The organism is Sphingomonas sp. RB1R13, from assembly GCF_036663775.1.
Lineage (GTDB): Bacteria > Pseudomonadota > Alphaproteobacteria > Sphingomonadales > Sphingomonadaceae > Sphingomicrobium.
Genome location: NZ_JAXOJM010000001.1, coordinates 1,118,753 through 1,136,415, shown reverse-complemented (window position 1 = coordinate 1,136,415; position 17,663 = coordinate 1,118,753). Strand labels below are relative to the sequence as shown.

Below are 17,663 nucleotides of genomic sequence, written 5' to 3'. Positions count from 1 at the left end.
GACATAGCGGGGCGATCGAGCGCGCGAAAGCGGGCGCGACCGATCCAGGGTAAAGAGCGCATTAACCTTAATCGGCAAAGTGATCTTCGCATTAACCGTCTAGGCAACGGGCATGCGTTCGCTGTTCCTGCCCATTTTCATTGCTGCCGCCATGCTTGGGATCGCCGCGCCTGCGGGCGCCGTGCCGGTTGGCGCGATCGTGCCGGCGACCGCGCGGGGAATTATTACCGCCCCGGTCAGCATCGTGAAGACTGCCGATCTCGATTTCGGACTACTTAGCGTGACGACCGCAGGGACGATGGTGATCGACCCCAATGCCAACAGCATCGTGGCGACCGGCGGCGTAACCCAGTTGGGCAGCCTGTGGCATGCGGCGGGGTTTGTCGGGGCGGCGGGCGGATCGTCTGTCGTCGTGCTGATCAAGTTGACGAACCAGGCGGTGGTGCTGACCCGCACCGGCGGGACCGAGACGATGACCGTGACGAGCCTGACGCTGCAGGGACAGAATAAGCGCGCGCTGGCGGCGATGGAGAGCTTCAGCTTCCGCGTCGGCGGGACGCTGAATATCGCCGCGAACCAGGTCGAGGGGACGTATCTGGGAACGTTCGACGTCCAGATCCAATATCCCTGACCACTGCTCAAGTCGGCGCGCGTCATTGAAGAGTGGGCCGCATTGAAGAGTGGCCGGCGCGCCGCTAGTTAAGGGGGATGAACATTCCCCCGCCCGAAATCGTCCGCACCACCTCGACCCGCGTGGCGTGCGATGGATCGGGTGCGGTGCCCGCCGCGCTCGGCCACCCGCGCGTGTTCCTCCATATCGAGGATGAGCACGGCTATGTGGAGTGCGGCTATTGTGACCGCAGGTTCGTGCTCGAGGGCGGGCCGGCCGACGAAATACCGATGGCGGGCGGCATGGGCGGCGATACTGCGGACAAGCGCGCGGGCTATCCCGATGACCATGGGCTCGGCGGCCCGCAGGATTCGGTTGGGCCGGCATGAGCGCGGCCGATCCGCGACGCTTCCTCTATTCGGGCGAGCTCGATCCCGATGACGCCAGGCGGCTCGCCGCACGGCACTTGGCGGCGCATGACGATGGCGAGCTATACCTTCAGTACAGCCTGTCCGAAAGCTTCGGGTTCGACGACGGACGGCTGAAGACCGCCGATTATCACAGCGGATCGGGGTTCGGCCTGCGCGGCGTGTCGGGTGAGATGACGGCTTTTTCGCACGCCAATGAGCTCAGCGTCGCGGCGATCGATCGCGCGGCGCAGACGCTCAAATTGCTCGACGTCTCGAAGACGGGGCCGAGTGCGCCGCCGCCACGGACCAATCGCGCCATGTATGCCGCCGATGATCCGCTCGCGCTGATCCCGTTCGCGAAAAAGGTCGCGCTGTGCCAGGAGATTGATGCCGCCGCGCGGGCACGCGATCCCCGCGTCGAGCAAGTCAGCGTCAGCCTGTCGGGCAGCTGGACGGTGGTCGAGATCATCCGTGCCGACGGCTTCGTCGCAACCGATGTGAGACCATTGGTGCGCCTCAACGTGTCGATCGTCGCCAAGTCCGGTGCCAATGGGTCTGAGCGCCGTGAAACCGGCAGTTTCGGCATGGGCGGGCGCTATCTGTACGACCATCTGTTCGAACCGGCGACGTGGAACCGCGCGATCGACGAGGCACTGGCGCAGGCGCTGGTCAACCTCGAATCGGTCGCTGCGCCGGCAGGCGAGATGCAGGTGCTGCTCGGGCCGGGCTGGCCGGGGATCTTGCTCCACGAAGCGATCGGCCACGGGCTGGAGGGAGATTTCAACCGCAAGAAGACCTCGGCTTTTTCGGGGCGACTGGGCGAACGGGTTGCGGCGCCCGGCGTGACGGTGATCGACGAAGGCGCGATCGACGGGCGGCGCGGGTCGCTGACCATCGACGACGAGGGAACGCCGACCCAGCGCACGACGCTGATCGAGGACGGGATCCTCAAGGGTTATCTCCAGGACCGGCTAAATGCGCGGCTGATGGGGATGCAGCCGACCGGCAATGGTCGCCGCGAAAGCTTTGCCCATGCGCCGATGCCGCGGATGACCAACACGTTCATGCTGGGCGGCAAGGACGAACCGGCCGAACTGGTGACGCGGGTCAAGAACGGGATTTTCGCCAAGAGCTTCGGCGGCGGGCAGGTGGATATTACCAGCGGCAAGTTCGTCTTCTCATGCACCGAGGCGTACCGGATCGAGAATGGCCGGATCGGCGCCCCGATCAAGGGCGCGACGCTGATCGGCGACGGGCCGACGGTACTGACCCGGGTATCGGGAATCGGCAACGACATGGCGCTCGACGAGGGCATCGGCGTGTGCGGCAAGGGCGGGCAGTCGGTCCCCGCCGGGGTCGGGCAGCCGACGTTGCTGGTCGACGGGATTACGGTTGGCGGGACGGGGTGAGTCTGGTCGAGCTGGCCCGATATGGATCGCAGCTCGACGCCGATCTCGCGCGCCTGATGCTCGAGGACGAGGGGATCGGCGCGGTCGTGTTCGACGGACAGGCGCACAGCTTCTACGGCGGTTTCGGCCTGATCCCGGTGCGGCTCATGGTGCTCGACGAGGATTATGACGAGGCGTTCGCGCTCCTCATCGCCGACGCTAAAGCAAGTGAGCGACCGGCTCGAGATTGAACCCGGCGCGGTCGGCGGATGCCTCAAGCTCGGCGCGCGGTACGCCGTCGGCCGATTTCGCCACTGCCCACGCCAGCACCGATCGCCCGCCCGAGCGGCAGTAGGCCAGAACCTTGCCGTCGCCCGCTTCGTGGAGCGCCCCCCGCATCGCCTCAATATCGCTCGGCCCCATGCCGCGCGCGATCGGGACATGGGCATAATGGAGCCCGCACGCTTCGGCGGCGATTTCCATTTCGGCGCTGGTCGGCTGGCCGGGATCCTCGTGATCGGGACGGTTGTTGATGATCATCGTCACCCCCTGTGCCTTCAAATCGGGCAGGGTCGCGGGGTCGATCTGCCCCGCAACCATCGTCTGGGCATCAAGCTGGCGTGGCATGGTCGGCCTCCTGCGCCGCATGGAGGGCTTCCAGCAGCCCCTCGCCATAGCGGGCCAGCTTGGTTTCGCCCACGCCTTCGATATGCGCAAGCGCGCTGAGCGATGACGGGCGGTCGGCGGCGACCGCGCGCAGGGTCGAATCGTGGAAGATAACATAGGGTGGAACCCCGGCTTCCTTCGCCGCCTCGCGCCGCCAGACGCGCAATGCCTCGAACAGCGGATCGTGCGGACCGACTTCCGCGCGCCCGCGGCGGGTCTTGCGGGTCCTGGGCGGCGGGACGGCGATGACGACTGCCCGCTCGCCCTTGAGGATCGGTTTGGCGGCTGGGCCGAACGACAGCCCGCCATAATCGTCAGCGCGCAGGGCATCGCGGGCTTGAAGCGCGCGGGCGACGGGTCGGACCATCGCGAGTTCGTCGGCCGTCGCGATCCCGAACACGCTGAGCTTGTCATGGCCGAACTGGCGGACTTTCTCATTATCGTCACCCCCGAGCACTGCCGCCAGGTGCGCGACCCCGAAGCGCATGTCGGTGCGGAACACCGCCGAAAGCAGCTTTCGCGCGACGTCGGTAACGTCGACGGTCTTCGGCGGATCGAGGCAATTGTCGCAATTGCCGCAGGTTTCGGGGGGCTCCTCGCCGAAGTGGCGGAGCAATATCGCGCGGCGACAGGTCGCGGCCTCGACGAAGGCGGCGAGCGTGTTAAGCCGGTCGCGCTCGGCAGGGCGTCGCGCTTCCTCGACCTCGCTTTCGATGCGGCGGCGGGCGCGGGCGAAATCCTCGGCGCCCCAGAACAGCCACGCCTCGGCGGGGTCGCCGTCACGCCCGGCGCGGCCGGTCTCCTGGTAATAGGCCTCGATCGACTTGGGGATTCCGGCATGGGCGACAAAGCGGACGTCGGGCTTGTCGATCCCCATGCCGAAGGCGACCGTCGCGGCCATCACCATCTCTTCCGACGCGACGAAGGCGGCCTGGTTGCGGCGGCGGACGGGGGGTTCGAGCCCGGCGTGATAGGCGAGGGCCTGACGGCCGCCGGAGGACAGTTGCTCGGCGATCTTCTCGGTCCCGTTGCGACTGGGGGCATAGACGATGCCGGGGCCGGGCTGGGCGGCGAGGACGGTCTTGAGCTGCGCGCCCAGCCCGTCGCGCGGGCGGACATGGTAGCGGATGTTGGGGCGGTCGAAGCCGGCAATGATCAGCCCGTCGTCGCCGATGCCGAGCTGGGCAAGGATGTCGGCGCGGGTGCGGGCGTCGGCGGTTGCGGTGAGTGCCAGCCGGGGGACGTCGGGGAAACGGTCGAGCAAGGGACGGAGCAGGCGATAGTCGGGGCGGAAGTCGTGGCCCCACTCCGACACGCAATGCGCCTCGTCGATCGCGAACAGCGCCAGCGGGACCTCGGCCAGCATCCGCGCGAAACCCTCGCCCGACGCGCGCTCCGGGGCGGCGTAGAGCAGGTCGAGATTGCCCCGCGCCAGGGCGTCGCGGATGGCCCCCGGATCCTCGCTGACGCTGGTCAGCGCGGCGGCGCGAAGGCCGTGCGCCTCGGCCGATCGGATCTGGTCTTGCATCAGCGCGATCAATGGCGAGATGACCACTGCGGTCCCGGCGCGGGCGAGCGCGGGGACCTGGTAGCAGAGCGACTTGCCCGCCCCGGTCGGCATGACGGCGAGGCAATGCTGCCCCGCCATCACGCGGCTGATCACCTGGTCCTGGACCCCGCGAAAGCCCGCGTGGCCAAAGACCGAGTGGAGGATGTCGAGGGGGGAACCAGTCACCGCACTCCCGTCGCGGCGGCGCCCACCGGCGTCAAGCCGTGAAAGCGAAGCATCGGCATCACATCGGGCGCTCGGCCGGTGAAGTTGCGGTACATGGTGTTGAGCTCGATCGTGTTGCCGCGCGACAGCACCATGTCGCGGAAGCGCTGGCCGTTGGCGCGGGTCAGCCCGCCGTGGGTCCGGAACCAGTCATAGGCGTCATGGTCGAGCATCTGGGTCCAGATGTAGGCATAATAGCCGGCCGAATAGCCGTTGCTCCAGATGTGGAGGAAGTAGGGCGACTTGTAGCGCGGCGGCACGTCGGCGGCGTCGAACCCGCCCGCCGCCAATGCCTTGGCCTCGAATGCGTCGGCGTCCTGGCGCGGGGCAGTGACGGGCAGCGAGTGCCAGTCGAGATCGAGCTTGGCGGCCTCGACCGTCTCGCCAAAATCGAAGCCCTGGTTGAAGGTCTCGGCTTTCATGAGCTTGTCGACCAGCGCCTGCGGGATTGGCGAGCCGGTGCGATAATCGACCGCATAATGGCGCAGCACGCTCGGCTCGAGCGCCCAGTTCTCGTTGAACTGCGACGGAAATTCGACCCAGTCGCGCGCGGTGTTGGTGCCCGACAAAGTGGGATAGGTCTGCGCCGCGAACAGGCCGTGGAGGGCATGGCCGAATTCGTGGAACATGGTCGTCACATCGTCGAAGCTGACCAGGGCGGGCTTGCCCGGAGCGGGTTTCTGGAAGTTGCCGACGTTGTAGATGACGGGGGTCGTGCCGCGCAGATACGACTGGTTGACGAGGTTCGACATCCACGCCCCGCCCGACTTGTTGTCGCGCTTCCAATAATCGAAATACATCAGCCCAAGGTGCTTGCCGCTCTCCTCGGTCACCTCAAACACGCGCATGTCGGCGTTCCAGGTCGGGATGTCCTTGCGCTCGGAAAAATTGAGCCCGTAGAGTTGGTGTGCGGCATAGAATACGCCGTCGGTGAGCACCTTGTTGACTTCAAAATAGGGCTTGAGCGCATCACCATCGAGGTCGTAGCGCTGCTTGCGGATCTGCTCCGAGTAAAACTGCCAGTCCCACGGCATTGCCTTGAACGAAGGCCGCCCGGCAGCCTTTGCCTGGGCGTCGATCAGCGCCTGGATGTCGGCATATTCCTGGCGCTGGCGGGCTGAGATGGCGGGCGCCAGCCGATCGATGAAGCCAATCGCGGCCTCGGGGGTCTTCGCCATCTGGTCGTATAATGTGTAGGCGGCGAAGTTGGGATAGCCGAGCAGTGCGGCCTGTTTGGCGCGCAACTGGGCAAGTTCGGCGATGATGCCGCGGGTGTCATTGGCGTCGCCGCGGCTGGCGCGATTGATGCTCGCCTTGAACAATGCCTCGCGGGTCGCGCGAACGGTCAGCGACGCCATCGCCGGCTGCTGGGTGGTGTTCTGGAGCGGCAGGACAAAACCTGACAGCTTGCGCGTCTTGGCGGCCTCGGCGGCGGCGGCGATGGCATCGTCGGACAGGCCGGCAAGCGCCGCCTTGTCGTCGACATGCAGCGCACCGGCCTTGGCAGCGGCGAGCAATTTCTGGGTGTAGGACGACTGGAGCGTGCCGAGGCGCAGGTTGAGCATTTTTAGCTCCGCCTGCTTCGCCGGGGACAGCTGGGCGCCCGAGTGGACGAACCGGTCATACTGGACGGTCAGCAGCTTGGCCTGCTCGGGATCGAGGCCGAGGCTGGCCTGCTGGTCGTGGAGCGCCTTCACCCGCGCAAACTGCTTGGCGTTGAGGAAGATATAGTCGTTGTGCGCGGCGAGCAGCGGGGCGGTCTTGGTATCGACCGCCTGCAGCGTGTCGTTGGTGTTGGCGCCGTTGACCGCGCTGAACGCCAGCTGGGTGCGTTCGAGCAAGGTTCCCGAACGCTCCATCGCGGCGATGCTATTGTCGAAGGTCGGCTTGGCGGGGTTGTCCGCGATGACACCGATCTCGGCCTTCTGCTGGGCCATGCCGGCGAGGAAGGCGGGGAGGTAGTCGCCATCCTTGATGCGGGCATAATCGGGCGCCTGGAACGGCAGCGTCGACGGCTTGGCGAAGGGGTTGGACGCGGGCAGGACGACGCTCGTCATATTCGACGTCCGGTGCTTGGGAGTGGCGGCGGACGTCGGTGAGGCGATGGCCATGACCGTCGTGGCGGCCAACAGGGCCGATACGCGAATACGCAACATGTGGTTACTCCAGAAACGATATCTCGTCCCTGTCCAACGCCAGCGCGCCTTTCGCAAGCCTGAATTATCTCGATTATTCCGCTGCTTGCGCCGCTGCCTCTAGCTCGCGTTCGGCTTGCTGGCGGTTCCACAGATCGGCGTAGAGACCGTTTGACGCGAGCAAAGCGGCGTGAGTCCCGCTCTCCGCAACGCGGCCCTGGTCGAGCACGATGATGCGGTCGGCCTCGGCGATGGTCGACAGGCGGTGGGCGATGACGATCGTCGTGCGGTCGCGCATCGCGCCCTGAAGCGTGGCCTGGATCGCTTCCTCGGTGCGGCTGTCGAGCGCCGAAGTCGCCTCGTCGAGGATCAGGATCGGCGGGTTCTTGAGCAGGGTGCGCGCAATGGCGACGCGCTGTTTCTCGCCGCCCGAGAGTTTCAGTCCGCGTTCGCCGACCATCGAGCCGTAGCCGTTGGGAAGCGAGGCGATGAAGGTGTCGATCGCGGCCCCGGCGGCGGCCTTCTCGACCTCGGGCTGGCCGGCATTCTCGCGGCCGTAGGCGATGTTGTAGGCGATGGTATCGTTGAACAGGACGGTGTCCTGAGGGACGATGCCGATCGCCGAGCGGAGGCTTGCCTGCGTCACCCCGGCGATCGGCTGGCCGTCGATCAATATGCTCCCGCCCGAGGGATCGTAGAAACGGTAGAGCAGCCGCGCGAGGGTCGACTTGCCCGCGCCCGAGGATCCGACCACGGCCAGGCTGGTCCCCGGGGGCACGTCGAAGCTGACGCCCTTCAATATCTCGCGGCCATCCTCATACTGGAAATGGACATCGTCGAAGCGCACCGCGCCGCGGGTGACGGCGAGCGCCGGGGCGTTGGGCGCGTCGACGATTTCCTGCGATGTATCGAGCAGTTCGAACATCATCTCCATGTCGATCAGCCCCTGCTTGATCGATCGATAGACCCAGCCGAGCATGTCGAGCGGGCGGAACAGCTGCATGAGCAGGGCATTGACCAGGACCACATCGCCCGGCGTGAAGCGACCCGTCGACCAGCCCCACACGGTAAAGCCCATCGCGCCGGCCATCATCAGGTTGGTGATCAGCGACTGGCCGATGTTGAGCCAGGCGAGCGACACTTCGTTACGCACCGCAGCGCGGGTGAAGGCGCCGACCGCCTCGTCATAGCGACGCGCCTCGCGTTCCTCGGCGCCGAAATATTTGACGGTTTCGTAATTGAGCAGGCTGTCGACGGCGCGGCCGATGGCCTTGTTGTCGACCTCGTTCATCTGGCGCTGGATGCCCGCGCGCCAGTCGGTCACCCAGCGGGTGAAGCCGATGTAAATGGCAACCACGGCGAGCGTTCCGGCGACTAGCCCGCCGCCGAACTTGACGAAGAAGATGATGCAGATCGCGCCCAGCTCGATCACCGTCGGGGCGATGTTGAAGAGGAGAAAGTAGAGCATCATGTCGATGCTCTTGGTTCCGCGCTCGACGATCTTGGTCAGGCTTCCGGTGCGGCGTTCGAGGTGGAAGCGGAGCGACAGCGAGTGGACGTGGCGGAAGACGCGGCTCGACAAGGCGAGCGCGGCGCGCTGGCCGACCTTTTCGAACAGGGCATTGCGAAGATTGTCGGCGAGCACCCCGCCGAAGCGCGCACCGGCATAGGCGAGGACCAGTCCGATAACGAGTGCGAACGCCTGATGCGATGCCATCCGGTCGACGATCGCCTTGTAGGCGAACGGCATCAGCAGGGTCGTCGCCTTGCCGATCAGGACGAGGATCACCGCGACCACGACCCGCGCCTGGATCTCGTGCTCGCCCCGGGGCCACAGCATCGGAAGGAAGCGGAGGAGCGTCTTCAGGCTGCCCTTCTGGGGCTGGTCGGTCGGGGGGGCGTCGCGCATCGGCTCCTAGATAGTGTGGCGCCGGGGCATCACCAAGCGGCGGACGCGAAACGGTGGGAACTTGCGCGATTAATTCGCCGTTTAGTTGACAGTGTGTAGCGTGGAGCAGTGTCATGGGGCCGGGTATGTTTGTCATCGCGATCCTCGGCTGCGCCGACGGCAGTGCGCAGTGCCAGCAGGTCGCAATGCTGCCGACGCGCTACGAGAGTCGGACGAGCTGTGCGGCGGCGACGGGCAGTGCTCTGATGAATGCGACCCGCTACGACTATTCGGAAGTGCAGGCCGAGTGCCGCGCGGTCGCCACTCCCGGATCCGCCCAGAAGGCACGCCCGGTCCGTAATCAGGGATAGTCTGTTGGTGAAATTTCCCAACAGTTGTTGGAAATTTACGCCAGCTTTGCCCTGATAAATTATTTGCCGCACTGATAAACAACGGTTTTTCTCAATTGGCACGCCTCCTGCAATATGGATGGCATGACCCGCCGCGGGTCGCCAAAAAAGGGAAATGACCATGACCAGCAACAGCTTCCGCCAGACCGCCGCCAGCCTTGCCGCTGCCTTTGTGACCGCGATGATCTTCGTCGCCTCCGCCGTCGGCCCCGCCGCACACATCAGCTTCGCCTAATTTCGCGCTGCCCCGTCCTTCCTTTTCGAGGATAAAAAACATGAACGGACGTTTTGCCCTCAACCGCGCCAAGGCTAAGGTGATGGGTGTCGCCGCAGGTCTTGCCGACTGGACCGGGATCGATGTCCTGGCCGTCCGCCTGGGCTTCATCATCGCGACGCTGGTGACCGGCCCGGTCGCCATCCTGCTCTACATATTGACCGGATGGTTGGCGACCGACGAGCGCTAGCGGTCGTCGGCAACAAACGTCCGCGAGCGCTAGCGGTCGTCGGCAACAAACGTCCGCGAGCGCTAGCGGTCGTCGGCAGCAAACGCCCGCGAGCACGAGGCTGGTTGCAGGAAGCGGCTTTCGCTTCATCCCGCATCGGCCTAGCGTCGGCCTTCGACCATTTGGAGACCGACGATGCGCCCGATCCTGCTTGCCTGCACCCTTGCCGCCACGATCGGGCTCGCCGCCCCCGCCACCGCCGCGCTCAAGGTCGGGGCCAAGGCGCCCGATTTCGAGACGACTGGCGCAATTGCCGGCAAGCCGTTCAAGCTCCACCTGGCCGACCAGCTCAAGAAGGGGCCAGTGGTGCTTTACTTCTTCCCCAAGGCGTTCACGTCGGGCTGCACCGCCGAGGCGCATGCCTTCAGCGACGCCAGCGCGGCATTCAAGAAGGCCGGCGCGCAAGTCATCGGGATGAGCGCCGACGACCTTCCCACCTTGCAGAAATTCTCGGTCACCGAGTGCCGCAACAGCTTCCCCGTGGCGAGCGCCAGCAAGGCGACGATCAAGGCCTATGACGTCAAGCTGCCGATGGTCAGCATGACCAACCGCACCAGCTATGTCATCGCCAAGGATGGCCAGATCATGATGGTTCATTCGGACATGAGCTGGAAGGATCATGTCGCGAAGTCGCTGGCGGCGGTGCAGGCGCTCAAGCGCTAGTCGCCTATGCCCGACGCATCGCCCCGCCTCTCGCCCGTCGCCCGGGCGGTCCGCGCCGCGATGCTCGGCTGGTACCGGCGTGCCGGCTGGACGATCGAGGGTAGCCTCCCGCCGGCGCGCAAGTTCGTCCTGATGGGCGCGCCGCATACCAGCAACTGGGATTTCCTGGTATTCCTCGGCACGGTCGAGGCGGCAGGGGTGCGGCCGCGCTTCATTGGCAAGGACAGCCTGTTCCGCTGGCCGATGGGCGGCTTCATGCGCGGGCTGGGCGGGGTGCCAGTCGACCGGTCTGCGCCGGGCGACATGGTCGATCAGATGGCGGCGCAATTTGCCGTGAATGACGAGTTTGCGCTGATCATCGCGGCCGAAGGAACGCGCGATCCGACCACGCGGTGGCGGACCGGTTACTATCGGATTGCGCAGGCGGCGGGGGTGCCGATCGTCTGTGCCGGGCCGGATTATGAGCGCAAGGTCGGGATCTTCGGGCCGACGATTGTGCCTACCGGAGATTATGAGGCCGACATGAAACCCGCCTGGGCCTTCTTCAAGACGCTCAGGCCCAGACATCCCGAGCGGGTGCTGTTCCCCGATGGCAGCGGGCTTCACGGCCAGCCACCGGCCTGAGCGAACAGGGTCCTCGCTTTGGCCTCTAGCGCGGTGGCGCACTGGGGCCAGGGCGGATCGAGCCGCGAATTCGGAAAGACTATATATTGAAAGGGGCCGGGCGGAATGCCCTGGCCATCGCGCGGGTTGGGGTGAACGCCGCCAAGCGCCTCGCACAATGCCAGCGAGACTTCGCCGAGCGGATGCGGCGCGGGGCCTTGGTCGGCGACCACCGCCCAGGCCTGTTTGCCGGTCGCCAGGCTGCGCGCCATCGCAACATCGCCGAACCCGCCGACGCCCTCGATCGCCAGGAAGTTGGCGGGGAAGACGAGGTAGGGGATCGCCTCGCTGTCGACGTAACTGGCGGGATCGGTCGCGTCCCCGAACGGATTGCGCAGCGTGGTCATCGAGAGGAAATAGCCCGCCGCGGGGCCGTGGCGCTGGATCCAGGGGCGCAACGGATCGGCGGGATCGGCGACCAGGATCCAGCGCCAGTCCTCATCCCCCGACGGCCAGCTGGCGAACCCCAGATCGTCGCGGCCCCTGTTGTCGGGGTGATAGGCGAAGAGCGAGCCGTCGGCGTCGAGCGCCATATGGTCGGTGGTGTAGGTGTAGGCGCCCGAGCCCGTGTCGCGGAGCAGGGGGACGTCGACATAATCGGTCCAGGGTGCGAACGGCATGATGTTTCTCCCGTCGAAGAAAGCGAGTGGCGAAGCGCGAAGTTGCGGGTAGGATGCGCTTAATTCACCACTTCAGGGAGAGCGAGCATGGCCAAGGGACAGGCAAAGTCGAACAAGGAAACCCGCAAGCCCAAGGCGGAGAAGAAGAAGACCATCGCCGCCAATCCGTCGACCAAGACCGGGGTCGTCAAAGGCTTGGATAATCTGAAGAATTAGGCCCGCTCGGCCTTTTCCAGCGGGTAGCGCATCGCGACATTGCAGCGATCATAGGTGGCGCCATAGCGGGCGATGATGTCGGCATCATGGGTGAAACCGACCTTCTCGTAGAGGTGGATCGCCGCCTCGGCCGCCGAGTGGGTCAGCAGAAACAGCGTGTCGAGGTCGGGCTTGGCTTCGGCCCGGGCGATCATCTGACGCAGCAGAAACTCGCCCGCCTTCAGCCCGCGCACCGCCGGGCGAACCCCCATCTTGGTCAGTTCATAGACCCCCGGTTCGGCCTTCATCAGCGCCGCGGTGCCGATGATCGCGCCGTCATGGGCGACGAACAGGATGAGCCCGCCGGGGTCGATGATGTGGCCCTGCGGATCGGTCAGCACCGCGCGGTCATGTGGCTCGACGACGAACATCTCCTCGATCCACTCGATGTTGATGTCGTGGAAATGGGCCGCGAGGGCGGGATCATAGTCGACGATCGAAAGGCTGGTCATGTCGCGAACATGGCGGAGGCAGGCCGGCGCGACAATGGCCGTGATTGCGGTGGTGGCGAAGATCGGAAGTTCACGAAGTTCGCACTACTTCTCTCTCGTGCTGCGCGAGGGCGGCGGAGGGGTGGCCTGAGGCGGATCGGGATCGAAATCATGCGCCGCCGCGACGACGGCGTGGAGCGAACGGCCGAGCGAAATGCCGATGGAGTCGCGGTGGACGGCGGGCTGATCGCGCTCGGGCCCTTCGCCGAACCGCGCCGGATCGCGCGTGCGCAGCAGGAACATGGTCAGCCGCTCGTCGAAAAAGCGCTGCTCGCCGACCTGCTCGCCGTTGAAGAAGAGCGCGAACAGCGAGTGCGTTATCGCGAAATTGACGCCGCCGTGGATCGTTTCCGAATGAAGCTCTTTGAGGGAGTTGCCGCAAAGAAGGGCGCCACTTTAAAAGTTAAGCCCTCTCTCAAGACCTAGCGCCTTCCTCGCTCGGGCATATTGGCTTAAACAAAGTCTTCAGCTCGGTTACTGGTTGAACTCAGTAGACAAGCGCCCCCCTACCCCATCACTGCCTTCACGTTCATGAACTCCCGCAGCCCCCACTCGCCGAGCTCGCGCCCGTGGCCCGATGTCTTGATGCCGCCGAAGGGGGCTTGGGGGGTGGAGGCGAGCACCTGGTTGACGGCGATCATGCCGGCTTCAAGGTCGGCGATGAAGCGGGCCTGGTCGGCGGGGTCGGTGGTCCACACCGACGAGCCGAGGCCGAACGGGATGTCGTTGGCGATGGCGATGGCGTCGTCGAGGTCGGCGGCGCGGAACAGCATGGCGACGGGGCCGAACAATTCTTCCCTCGCCAGCGCGCTGTCGCGCGGAAGGTCGGTGATGACTCCGGCGGTAACGTAGGCTCCTTTCCCTCCGACGAGTTCGCCGCCGACGAGGGTCGCGCCCGCCGCCCTGGCCTCGGCCAATTGCGCCATCAGCGTGTCGCGCTGCTCGATGCTCGACAGCGGGCCCATGACGTTGGCCGGGTCGGTCGGGTCGCCCAGCGTGACGGCGAGCATTGCGGCGGTGAAGCGGTCGGCGAAGGCGTCGTAGATGTCGGCGTGGACGATCATCCGCTTGGCGCAGACGCACGACTGGCCATTGTTCTGGACCCGGCCCGTGACGGCCGCAGCGACGGCGGCGTCGAGATCGGCCGAGGGCATGACGATGAACGGGTCCGATCCGCCAAGTTCGAGCACGACCTTCTTGAGCGCGGCGCCTGCTGCGGTGGCGACCGAGCGGCCAGCGCCCTCGCTGCCGGTGAGGGTGACGGCGGCGATGCGCGGGTCGGCGATAAGACCGGCGACGGCGTCGGACTTGATCGCGAGGTTCTGGAACAGGCCGTCGGGGGCGCCGGCGGAGATCGCCATTTCCTCGAGCAGCTGGCCGCAGCCCTGGACGAGGCTGGCGTGCTTGAGCAGCCCGACATTGCCCGCGAGGATGGTCGGCGCCATGAAGCGGACGACCTGCCAATAAGGGAAGTTCCACGGCATGACGGCGAGAATGGGGCCGAGCGGGCGGTAGTGGACGGTGGCCTTGGTGCCTTCGATGGGGCGCGGGGCGAGGAGGGCGGGGCCTTCCTGCGCATAATAGCGGAAAGCGGCGGCGCATTTGGCGACTTCGGCGCGGGCGGCGACGAGGGTCTTGCCCATTTCGGCGGTGGCCATGGCGGCGAGGCGCTCGGCATGGGCGTCGAACTGGTCGGCGATGGCGGACAGCAAGGCGGTGCGAGTTTCGACCGGGGAGGAGCGCCATTGCGCCCAGGTGGCGGCGGCCTTGGCGACCTTGGCCTCGAGGCCGGGGGTGGTCAGCGCGGGGTGATCGGCAATGATCTCGCCAGTGGCGGGGTTGGTCGAGCGGAGCATGGCTGTGCTTTCTATTGGGTGACGGCGGAACGCGGGGTGCGCGGGGGCCGTTCCTTGAGTTAGGGCGATTGGCGGTAGGCCGATTGGGCACGAAGGAGAGCGACATGGTTCAGGCACGATGGAACGGGCGAGTGATTGCCGACAGTGACGCGACAGTGGTGGTCGAGGGCAATCATTATTTCCCGGCGGACTCGGTCGACGCCGCGCTGCTGCGCCCGAGCGCGACGACCAGCGGCTGCCCGTGGAAGGGAACCGCTCATTATCATTCGCTGATCGTCGACGGGCAGGAGAACCGCGACGCGGCGTGGTATTACCCCGAGCCCAAGGACGCCGCCGCCCAGATCAAGGGGCGGATCGCCTTCTGGAAGGGCGTCGTCGTCGGGTGAGCCGGATCCTGGTCGATGCCGATGCCTGCCCGGTCAAGGACGAAGTGTATCGGGTGGCGTATCGGCGCGGCGTGGCGGTCAAGGTGGTCAGCAATGCGCGGCTGCGGGTGCCCGATCATGCGCTGGTCGAACGGGTGGTGGTGTCGGACGCCTTCGACGCGGCGGACGACTGGATCGCCGAGACGGCGGGGCCGGGCGACGTGGTGGTGACGGGGGATATTTTGCTCGCCGAACGCTGCCTGACGGCGGGGGCGCAGGTCATCGGTCACCATGGCAAGCCGTTCACCGCAGGGTCGATCGGCAGCGCCGTGGCGATGCGGGCAATCATGGCGGATTTGCGGGTTGGCGGCGATGTGATCGGCGGGGCGACGCCGTTCGGGAAGGCGGACCGGTCGCGGTTTTTGCAGGCGCTGGATGAGGCGCTGGTGCAGGCTGCAAGGGGGTGAGGGGGGCGTGTTTGCGTCCGCCGGGATCCTGCCCGCCCGGTATCCGCCGCTTCGACCCCTGATGGCCAACTCCTCCGAAGGAGCCTATCCTCCCCATCCCACACGAGAGGACTGGCCATGGAACGCATTGGCGACGAGGTTCATCTGAGCGAGCAGGAAGCGAGTGGCGGTGAGCGGCCGCATATCGTGCGCTGGGTGCTGGGGATTTCACTGACGCTGGCGGTTGGCCTGTTGTCGGCGGTGTGGATCTTCGGTGCGTTGACGCGCTAGCCGACGGGTGCGCCGGGCGACTCTGCGCCGGAAGCGGCGGCGGGGGAAGGGGCGCGGGGCAGTTGTCGTCCCCGCGCCTGAAGGGGAAGGGTTCAGTCGTGCTCGCGGTCGCCTGCGCCCATGTAGAGTTCGCTGCCGGTCTCGCGGAAGACTTCGCTCATCCGGGCCATGCCGGCTTCAGCTTCCTCGACCGCGATGCTCTGCTCAAGGGGGGCGTTCTGCTTGGCGGCGAAGTCGCGGACTTCCTGGCTGATCTTCATCGAGCAGAATTTGGGGCCGCACATCGAGCAGAAGTGGGCGGTTTTCGCGCCTTCCGCCGGCAAGGTCTGGTCGTGGTAGTTCTCGGCGGTGTCGGGATCGAGCGACAGGTGGAACTGGTCACGCCAGCGGAATTCGAAGCGAGCGCGGGACAAGGCGTCGTCGCGCAGGCGGGCGGCGGGGTGGCCCTTGGCGAGGTCGGCGGCGTGGGCGGCGAGCTTGTAGGTCACGACCCCGACCTTGACGTCGTCGCGGTCGGGCAGGCCGAGATGTTCCTTGGGGGTGACGTAGCAAAGCATCGCGGTGCCGTACCAGCCGATCATCGCCGCGCCGATGCCGCTGGTGATATGGTCATAGCCGGGCGCGATGTCGGTCGTCAGCGGCCCGAGCGTATAGAAGGGCGCTTCGCCGCAGACCTCGAGCTGCTTGTCCATATTCTCCTTGATCTTGTGCATCGGGACATGGCCGGGGCCCTCGATCATGACCTGGACGTCCTGCGCCCAGGCGCGCTTGGTCAGCTCGCCCAGTGTGTAGAGCTCGGCAAACTGCGCCTCGTCATTGGCGTCGGCGATGCTTCCGGGGCGAAGCCCGTCGCCGAGGCTGTAGGCGACGTCATAGGCCTTCATGATCTCGGTGATCTCGTCGAACCGCTCGTAGAGGAAGCTCTCGCGGTGGTGAGCGAGGCACCATTTGGCCATGATCGATCCGCCGCGGCTGACGATGCCGGTGACCCGCTTGGCGGCCATCGGCACGAACGGCAGGCGGACCCCGGCGTGGATGGTGAAATAGTCGACCCCCTGCTCGGCCTGCTCGATCAGCGTGTCGCGGAAGATTTCCCAGTTGAGGTCTTCGGCGACCCCGCCGACCTTTTCGAGCGCCTGGTAGATGGGGACGGTGCCGATCGGCACGGGCGAGTTGCGGATGATCCACTCGCGCGTGTCGTGGATGTTGCGCCCGGTCGACAGGTCCATGACGGTGTCGGCGCCCCAGCGGATCGACCACACCATCTTGTCGACTTCGGCCGCGACGTCTGACGCGACCGCCGAGTTGCCGATGTTGGCGTTGATCTTGACGAGGAAGTTGCGGCCGATCGCCATTGGTTCGGATTCAGGGTGGTTGATGTTGTTGGGGATGATCGCGCGGCCGCGGGCGACCTCGTCGCGGACGAATTCGGGGGTGACGAAATCGGGGATGGCGGCGCCGAAGCTCTCGCCGTCGCGGATGGTCTTCATCGCGGCGTCGCGGCCGAGATTCTCGCGGTGGGCGACATACTCCATTTCGGCGGTGATTATCCCGCGACGGGCATAGGCCATCTGGCTGACGTTGTGGCCGGCCTTGGCGCGGAGGACGCGGCGGCGGACATTCGGGAAGGGCGCGACCCCGCCCGAGCGATCGGGGCCGAGCTGGCCATTATCCTCGGGGCGAGTCTCGCGGGCGACGACTTCTTCCACGTCCCCCCGCGCGCGGATCCAGTCGCGACGAAGCTCGGCGAGGCCGGCGTTGATGTCGATCGTGACGGCGGGGTCGGTGTAGGGGCCCGACGTGTCGTAGAGGGTGACGGGGGGCTCGCCCGACGAGGCTTCGAGCACGACCTGGCGCATGGCGACGCGCATGTCCGGGTTATTGGGCGGACTGACATGATGCTTGCGGCTGCCGCGGATCGGGCCGGTGGTGACGACGGGCGCGCCAGCATTTGTTTCGGGGAGGGCACCGCCGCTGCGGCTGATCTTGGGGTCGAGGTCGGCCATGTCGTCACGCTCCAGTCGTCCCGCCACCGGACGGAGGATGGAGCGCATTCGGGTCGCGACGGACCGCTTGCTCGCCCACTTCCTACGCCCGCGCTAACGGGATCAGGTTCAGCGGGTCGGGCGGATTTGCACCGCCCCTCTCAGCCGTTTTTGATGCTTGCCTACAAAATTCAGGCAAGCACGGCTCCCCGGGGATGAGCGTGTGATAGGCGGTCGCGCGGAG

General features: G+C 66.2%; 21 protein-coding genes and 1 riboswitch. Of the genes, 13 read left to right on the top strand and 8 right to left on the bottom strand.

Annotation, left to right across the window (positions count from 1 at the left end):
- Positions 1–112 precede the first annotated feature (112 nt).
- From U1700_RS05385 to U1700_RS05370, 4 genes are all read left to right on the top strand, one after another.
- Positions 113–631 (top strand): DUF4402 domain-containing protein, encoded by a 519-nt coding sequence (locus U1700_RS05385; RefSeq protein WP_332750798.1) that lies wholly within the window; start codon positions 113–115, stop codon positions 629–631.
- 77 nt (positions 632–708) lie between these two features.
- Positions 709–999, top strand: a complete 291-nt coding sequence (locus U1700_RS05380; protein ID WP_332750796.1) for a zinc-finger domain-containing protein — start codon at positions 709–711, stop codon at positions 997–999.
- Complete coding sequence (gene tldD / locus U1700_RS05375; RefSeq protein WP_332750794.1) at positions 996–2,429, top strand: metalloprotease TldD; 1,434 nt, start codon at positions 996–998, stop codon at positions 2,427–2,429. Before U1700_RS05380 ends, tldD begins: the two co-directional genes overlap by 4 nt.
- Positions 2,426–2,659: a putative signal transducing protein gene (locus tag U1700_RS05370; RefSeq protein WP_332750792.1), complete on the top strand. Its 234-nt coding sequence runs from the start codon at positions 2,426–2,428 to the stop codon at positions 2,657–2,659. The genes tldD and U1700_RS05370 overlap by 4 nt, the downstream gene beginning before the upstream one ends.
- Here U1700_RS05370 and U1700_RS05365 read toward each other — a convergent pair.
- The 4 genes from U1700_RS05365 to U1700_RS05350 form a co-directional block, all read right to left on the bottom strand.
- Complete coding sequence (locus tag U1700_RS05365; RefSeq protein WP_332750791.1) at positions 2,628–3,035, bottom strand: TIGR01244 family sulfur transferase; 408 nt, start codon at positions 3,033–3,035, stop codon at positions 2,628–2,630. The genes U1700_RS05370 and U1700_RS05365 overlap by 32 nt on opposite strands.
- Complete coding sequence (gene recQ / locus U1700_RS05360) at positions 3,019–4,809, bottom strand: DNA helicase RecQ (protein ID WP_332750790.1); 1,791 nt, start codon at positions 4,807–4,809, stop codon at positions 3,019–3,021. Before recQ ends, U1700_RS05365 begins: the two co-directional genes overlap by 17 nt.
- The gene (locus tag U1700_RS05355) at positions 4,806–7,004 is read right to left on the bottom strand and encodes a M3 family metallopeptidase (protein ID WP_332750788.1); all 2,199 of its coding nucleotides are present in this window, start codon (positions 7,002–7,004) and stop codon (positions 4,806–4,808) included. Before U1700_RS05355 ends, recQ begins: the two co-directional genes overlap by 4 nt.
- Positions 7,005–7,077: 73 nt before the next feature.
- Complete coding sequence (locus U1700_RS05350; RefSeq protein WP_332750786.1) at positions 7,078–8,892, bottom strand: ABCB family ABC transporter ATP-binding protein/permease; 1,815 nt, start codon at positions 8,890–8,892, stop codon at positions 7,078–7,080.
- A 113-nt stretch (positions 8,893–9,005) separates the two neighbouring features.
- Here U1700_RS05350 and U1700_RS05345 point away from each other — a divergent pair, with 113 nt between their 5' ends.
- The 4 genes from U1700_RS05345 (at position 9,006) to U1700_RS05330 (ending at position 11,071) form a co-directional block, all read left to right on the top strand.
- Entirely contained in the window at positions 9,006–9,242 is a 237-nt protein-coding gene (locus U1700_RS05345; RefSeq protein WP_332750784.1) for a hypothetical protein, read from the top strand.
- 314 nt (positions 9,243–9,556) lie between these two features.
- Positions 9,557–9,745, top strand: coding sequence for a PspC domain-containing protein (locus U1700_RS05340; RefSeq protein WP_332750782.1), 189 nt, complete (start codon positions 9,557–9,559; stop codon positions 9,743–9,745).
- A 174-nt stretch (positions 9,746–9,919) separates the two neighbouring features.
- Positions 9,920–10,447: a peroxiredoxin gene (locus tag U1700_RS05335; protein ID WP_332750781.1), complete on the top strand. Its 528-nt coding sequence runs from the start codon at positions 9,920–9,922 to the stop codon at positions 10,445–10,447.
- A 6-nt stretch (positions 10,448–10,453) separates the two neighbouring features.
- On the top strand, positions 10,454–11,071 hold the full coding sequence (locus U1700_RS05330) for a lysophospholipid acyltransferase family protein (RefSeq protein WP_332750780.1): 618 nt from the start codon (positions 10,454–10,456) through the stop codon (positions 11,069–11,071).
- On the opposite strand, the gene U1700_RS05325 is transcribed toward U1700_RS05330, so the two are convergent.
- Positions 11,050–11,730, bottom strand: coding sequence for a hypothetical protein (locus U1700_RS05325; RefSeq protein WP_332750778.1), 681 nt, complete (start codon positions 11,728–11,730; stop codon positions 11,050–11,052). The genes U1700_RS05330 and U1700_RS05325 overlap by 22 nt on opposite strands.
- An 87-nt stretch (positions 11,731–11,817) precedes the next feature.
- On the opposite strand from U1700_RS05325, the gene U1700_RS05320 reads away from it, so the two are divergent.
- The gene (locus U1700_RS05320; protein ID WP_332750776.1) at positions 11,818–11,946 is read left to right on the top strand and encodes a hypothetical protein; all 129 of its coding nucleotides are present in this window, start codon (positions 11,818–11,820) and stop codon (positions 11,944–11,946) included.
- Here U1700_RS05320 and U1700_RS05315 read toward each other — a convergent pair.
- Complete coding sequence (locus tag U1700_RS05315; protein ID WP_332750775.1) at positions 11,943–12,437, bottom strand: GNAT family N-acetyltransferase; 495 nt, start codon at positions 12,435–12,437, stop codon at positions 11,943–11,945. The genes U1700_RS05320 and U1700_RS05315 overlap by 4 nt on opposite strands.
- A gap of 150 nt (positions 12,438–12,587) precedes the next feature.
- Here U1700_RS05315 and U1700_RS05310 point away from each other — a divergent pair, with 150 nt between their 5' ends.
- Entirely contained in the window at positions 12,588–12,902 is a 315-nt protein-coding gene (locus tag U1700_RS05310; protein WP_332750773.1) for a hypothetical protein, read from the top strand.
- 80 nt (positions 12,903–12,982) lie between these two features.
- On the opposite strand, the gene U1700_RS05305 is transcribed toward U1700_RS05310, so the two are convergent.
- Entirely contained in the window at positions 12,983–14,332 is a 1,350-nt protein-coding gene (locus U1700_RS05305; RefSeq protein WP_332750772.1) for an NAD-dependent succinate-semialdehyde dehydrogenase, read from the bottom strand.
- Positions 14,333–14,436: 104 nt separating this feature from the next.
- Here U1700_RS05305 and U1700_RS05300 point away from each other — a divergent pair, with 104 nt between their 5' ends.
- From U1700_RS05300 to U1700_RS05290, 3 genes are all read left to right on the top strand, one after another.
- Entirely contained in the window at positions 14,437–14,718 is a 282-nt protein-coding gene (locus U1700_RS05300) for a DUF427 domain-containing protein (RefSeq protein WP_332750771.1), read from the top strand.
- Entirely contained in the window at positions 14,715–15,164 is a 450-nt protein-coding gene (locus U1700_RS05295) for a YaiI/YqxD family protein (protein WP_332750769.1), read from the top strand. Before U1700_RS05300 ends, U1700_RS05295 begins: the two co-directional genes overlap by 4 nt.
- Before the next feature lie 117 nt (positions 15,165–15,281).
- Entirely contained in the window at positions 15,282–15,434 is a 153-nt protein-coding gene (locus U1700_RS05290; protein ID WP_332750767.1) for a hypothetical protein, read from the top strand.
- Between the two features lie 92 nt (positions 15,435–15,526).
- Here the strand turns inward: U1700_RS05290 and thiC are convergent, their stop codons facing one another.
- Positions 15,527–17,440, bottom strand: coding sequence for a phosphomethylpyrimidine synthase ThiC (thiC, locus tag U1700_RS05285; RefSeq protein ID WP_443025902.1), 1,914 nt, complete (start codon positions 17,438–17,440; stop codon positions 15,527–15,529).
- Positions 17,441–17,502: 62 nt separating this feature from the next.
- Positions 17,503–17,641: riboswitch (TPP riboswitch) on the bottom strand.
- Positions 17,642–17,663: the final 22 nt, after the last annotated feature.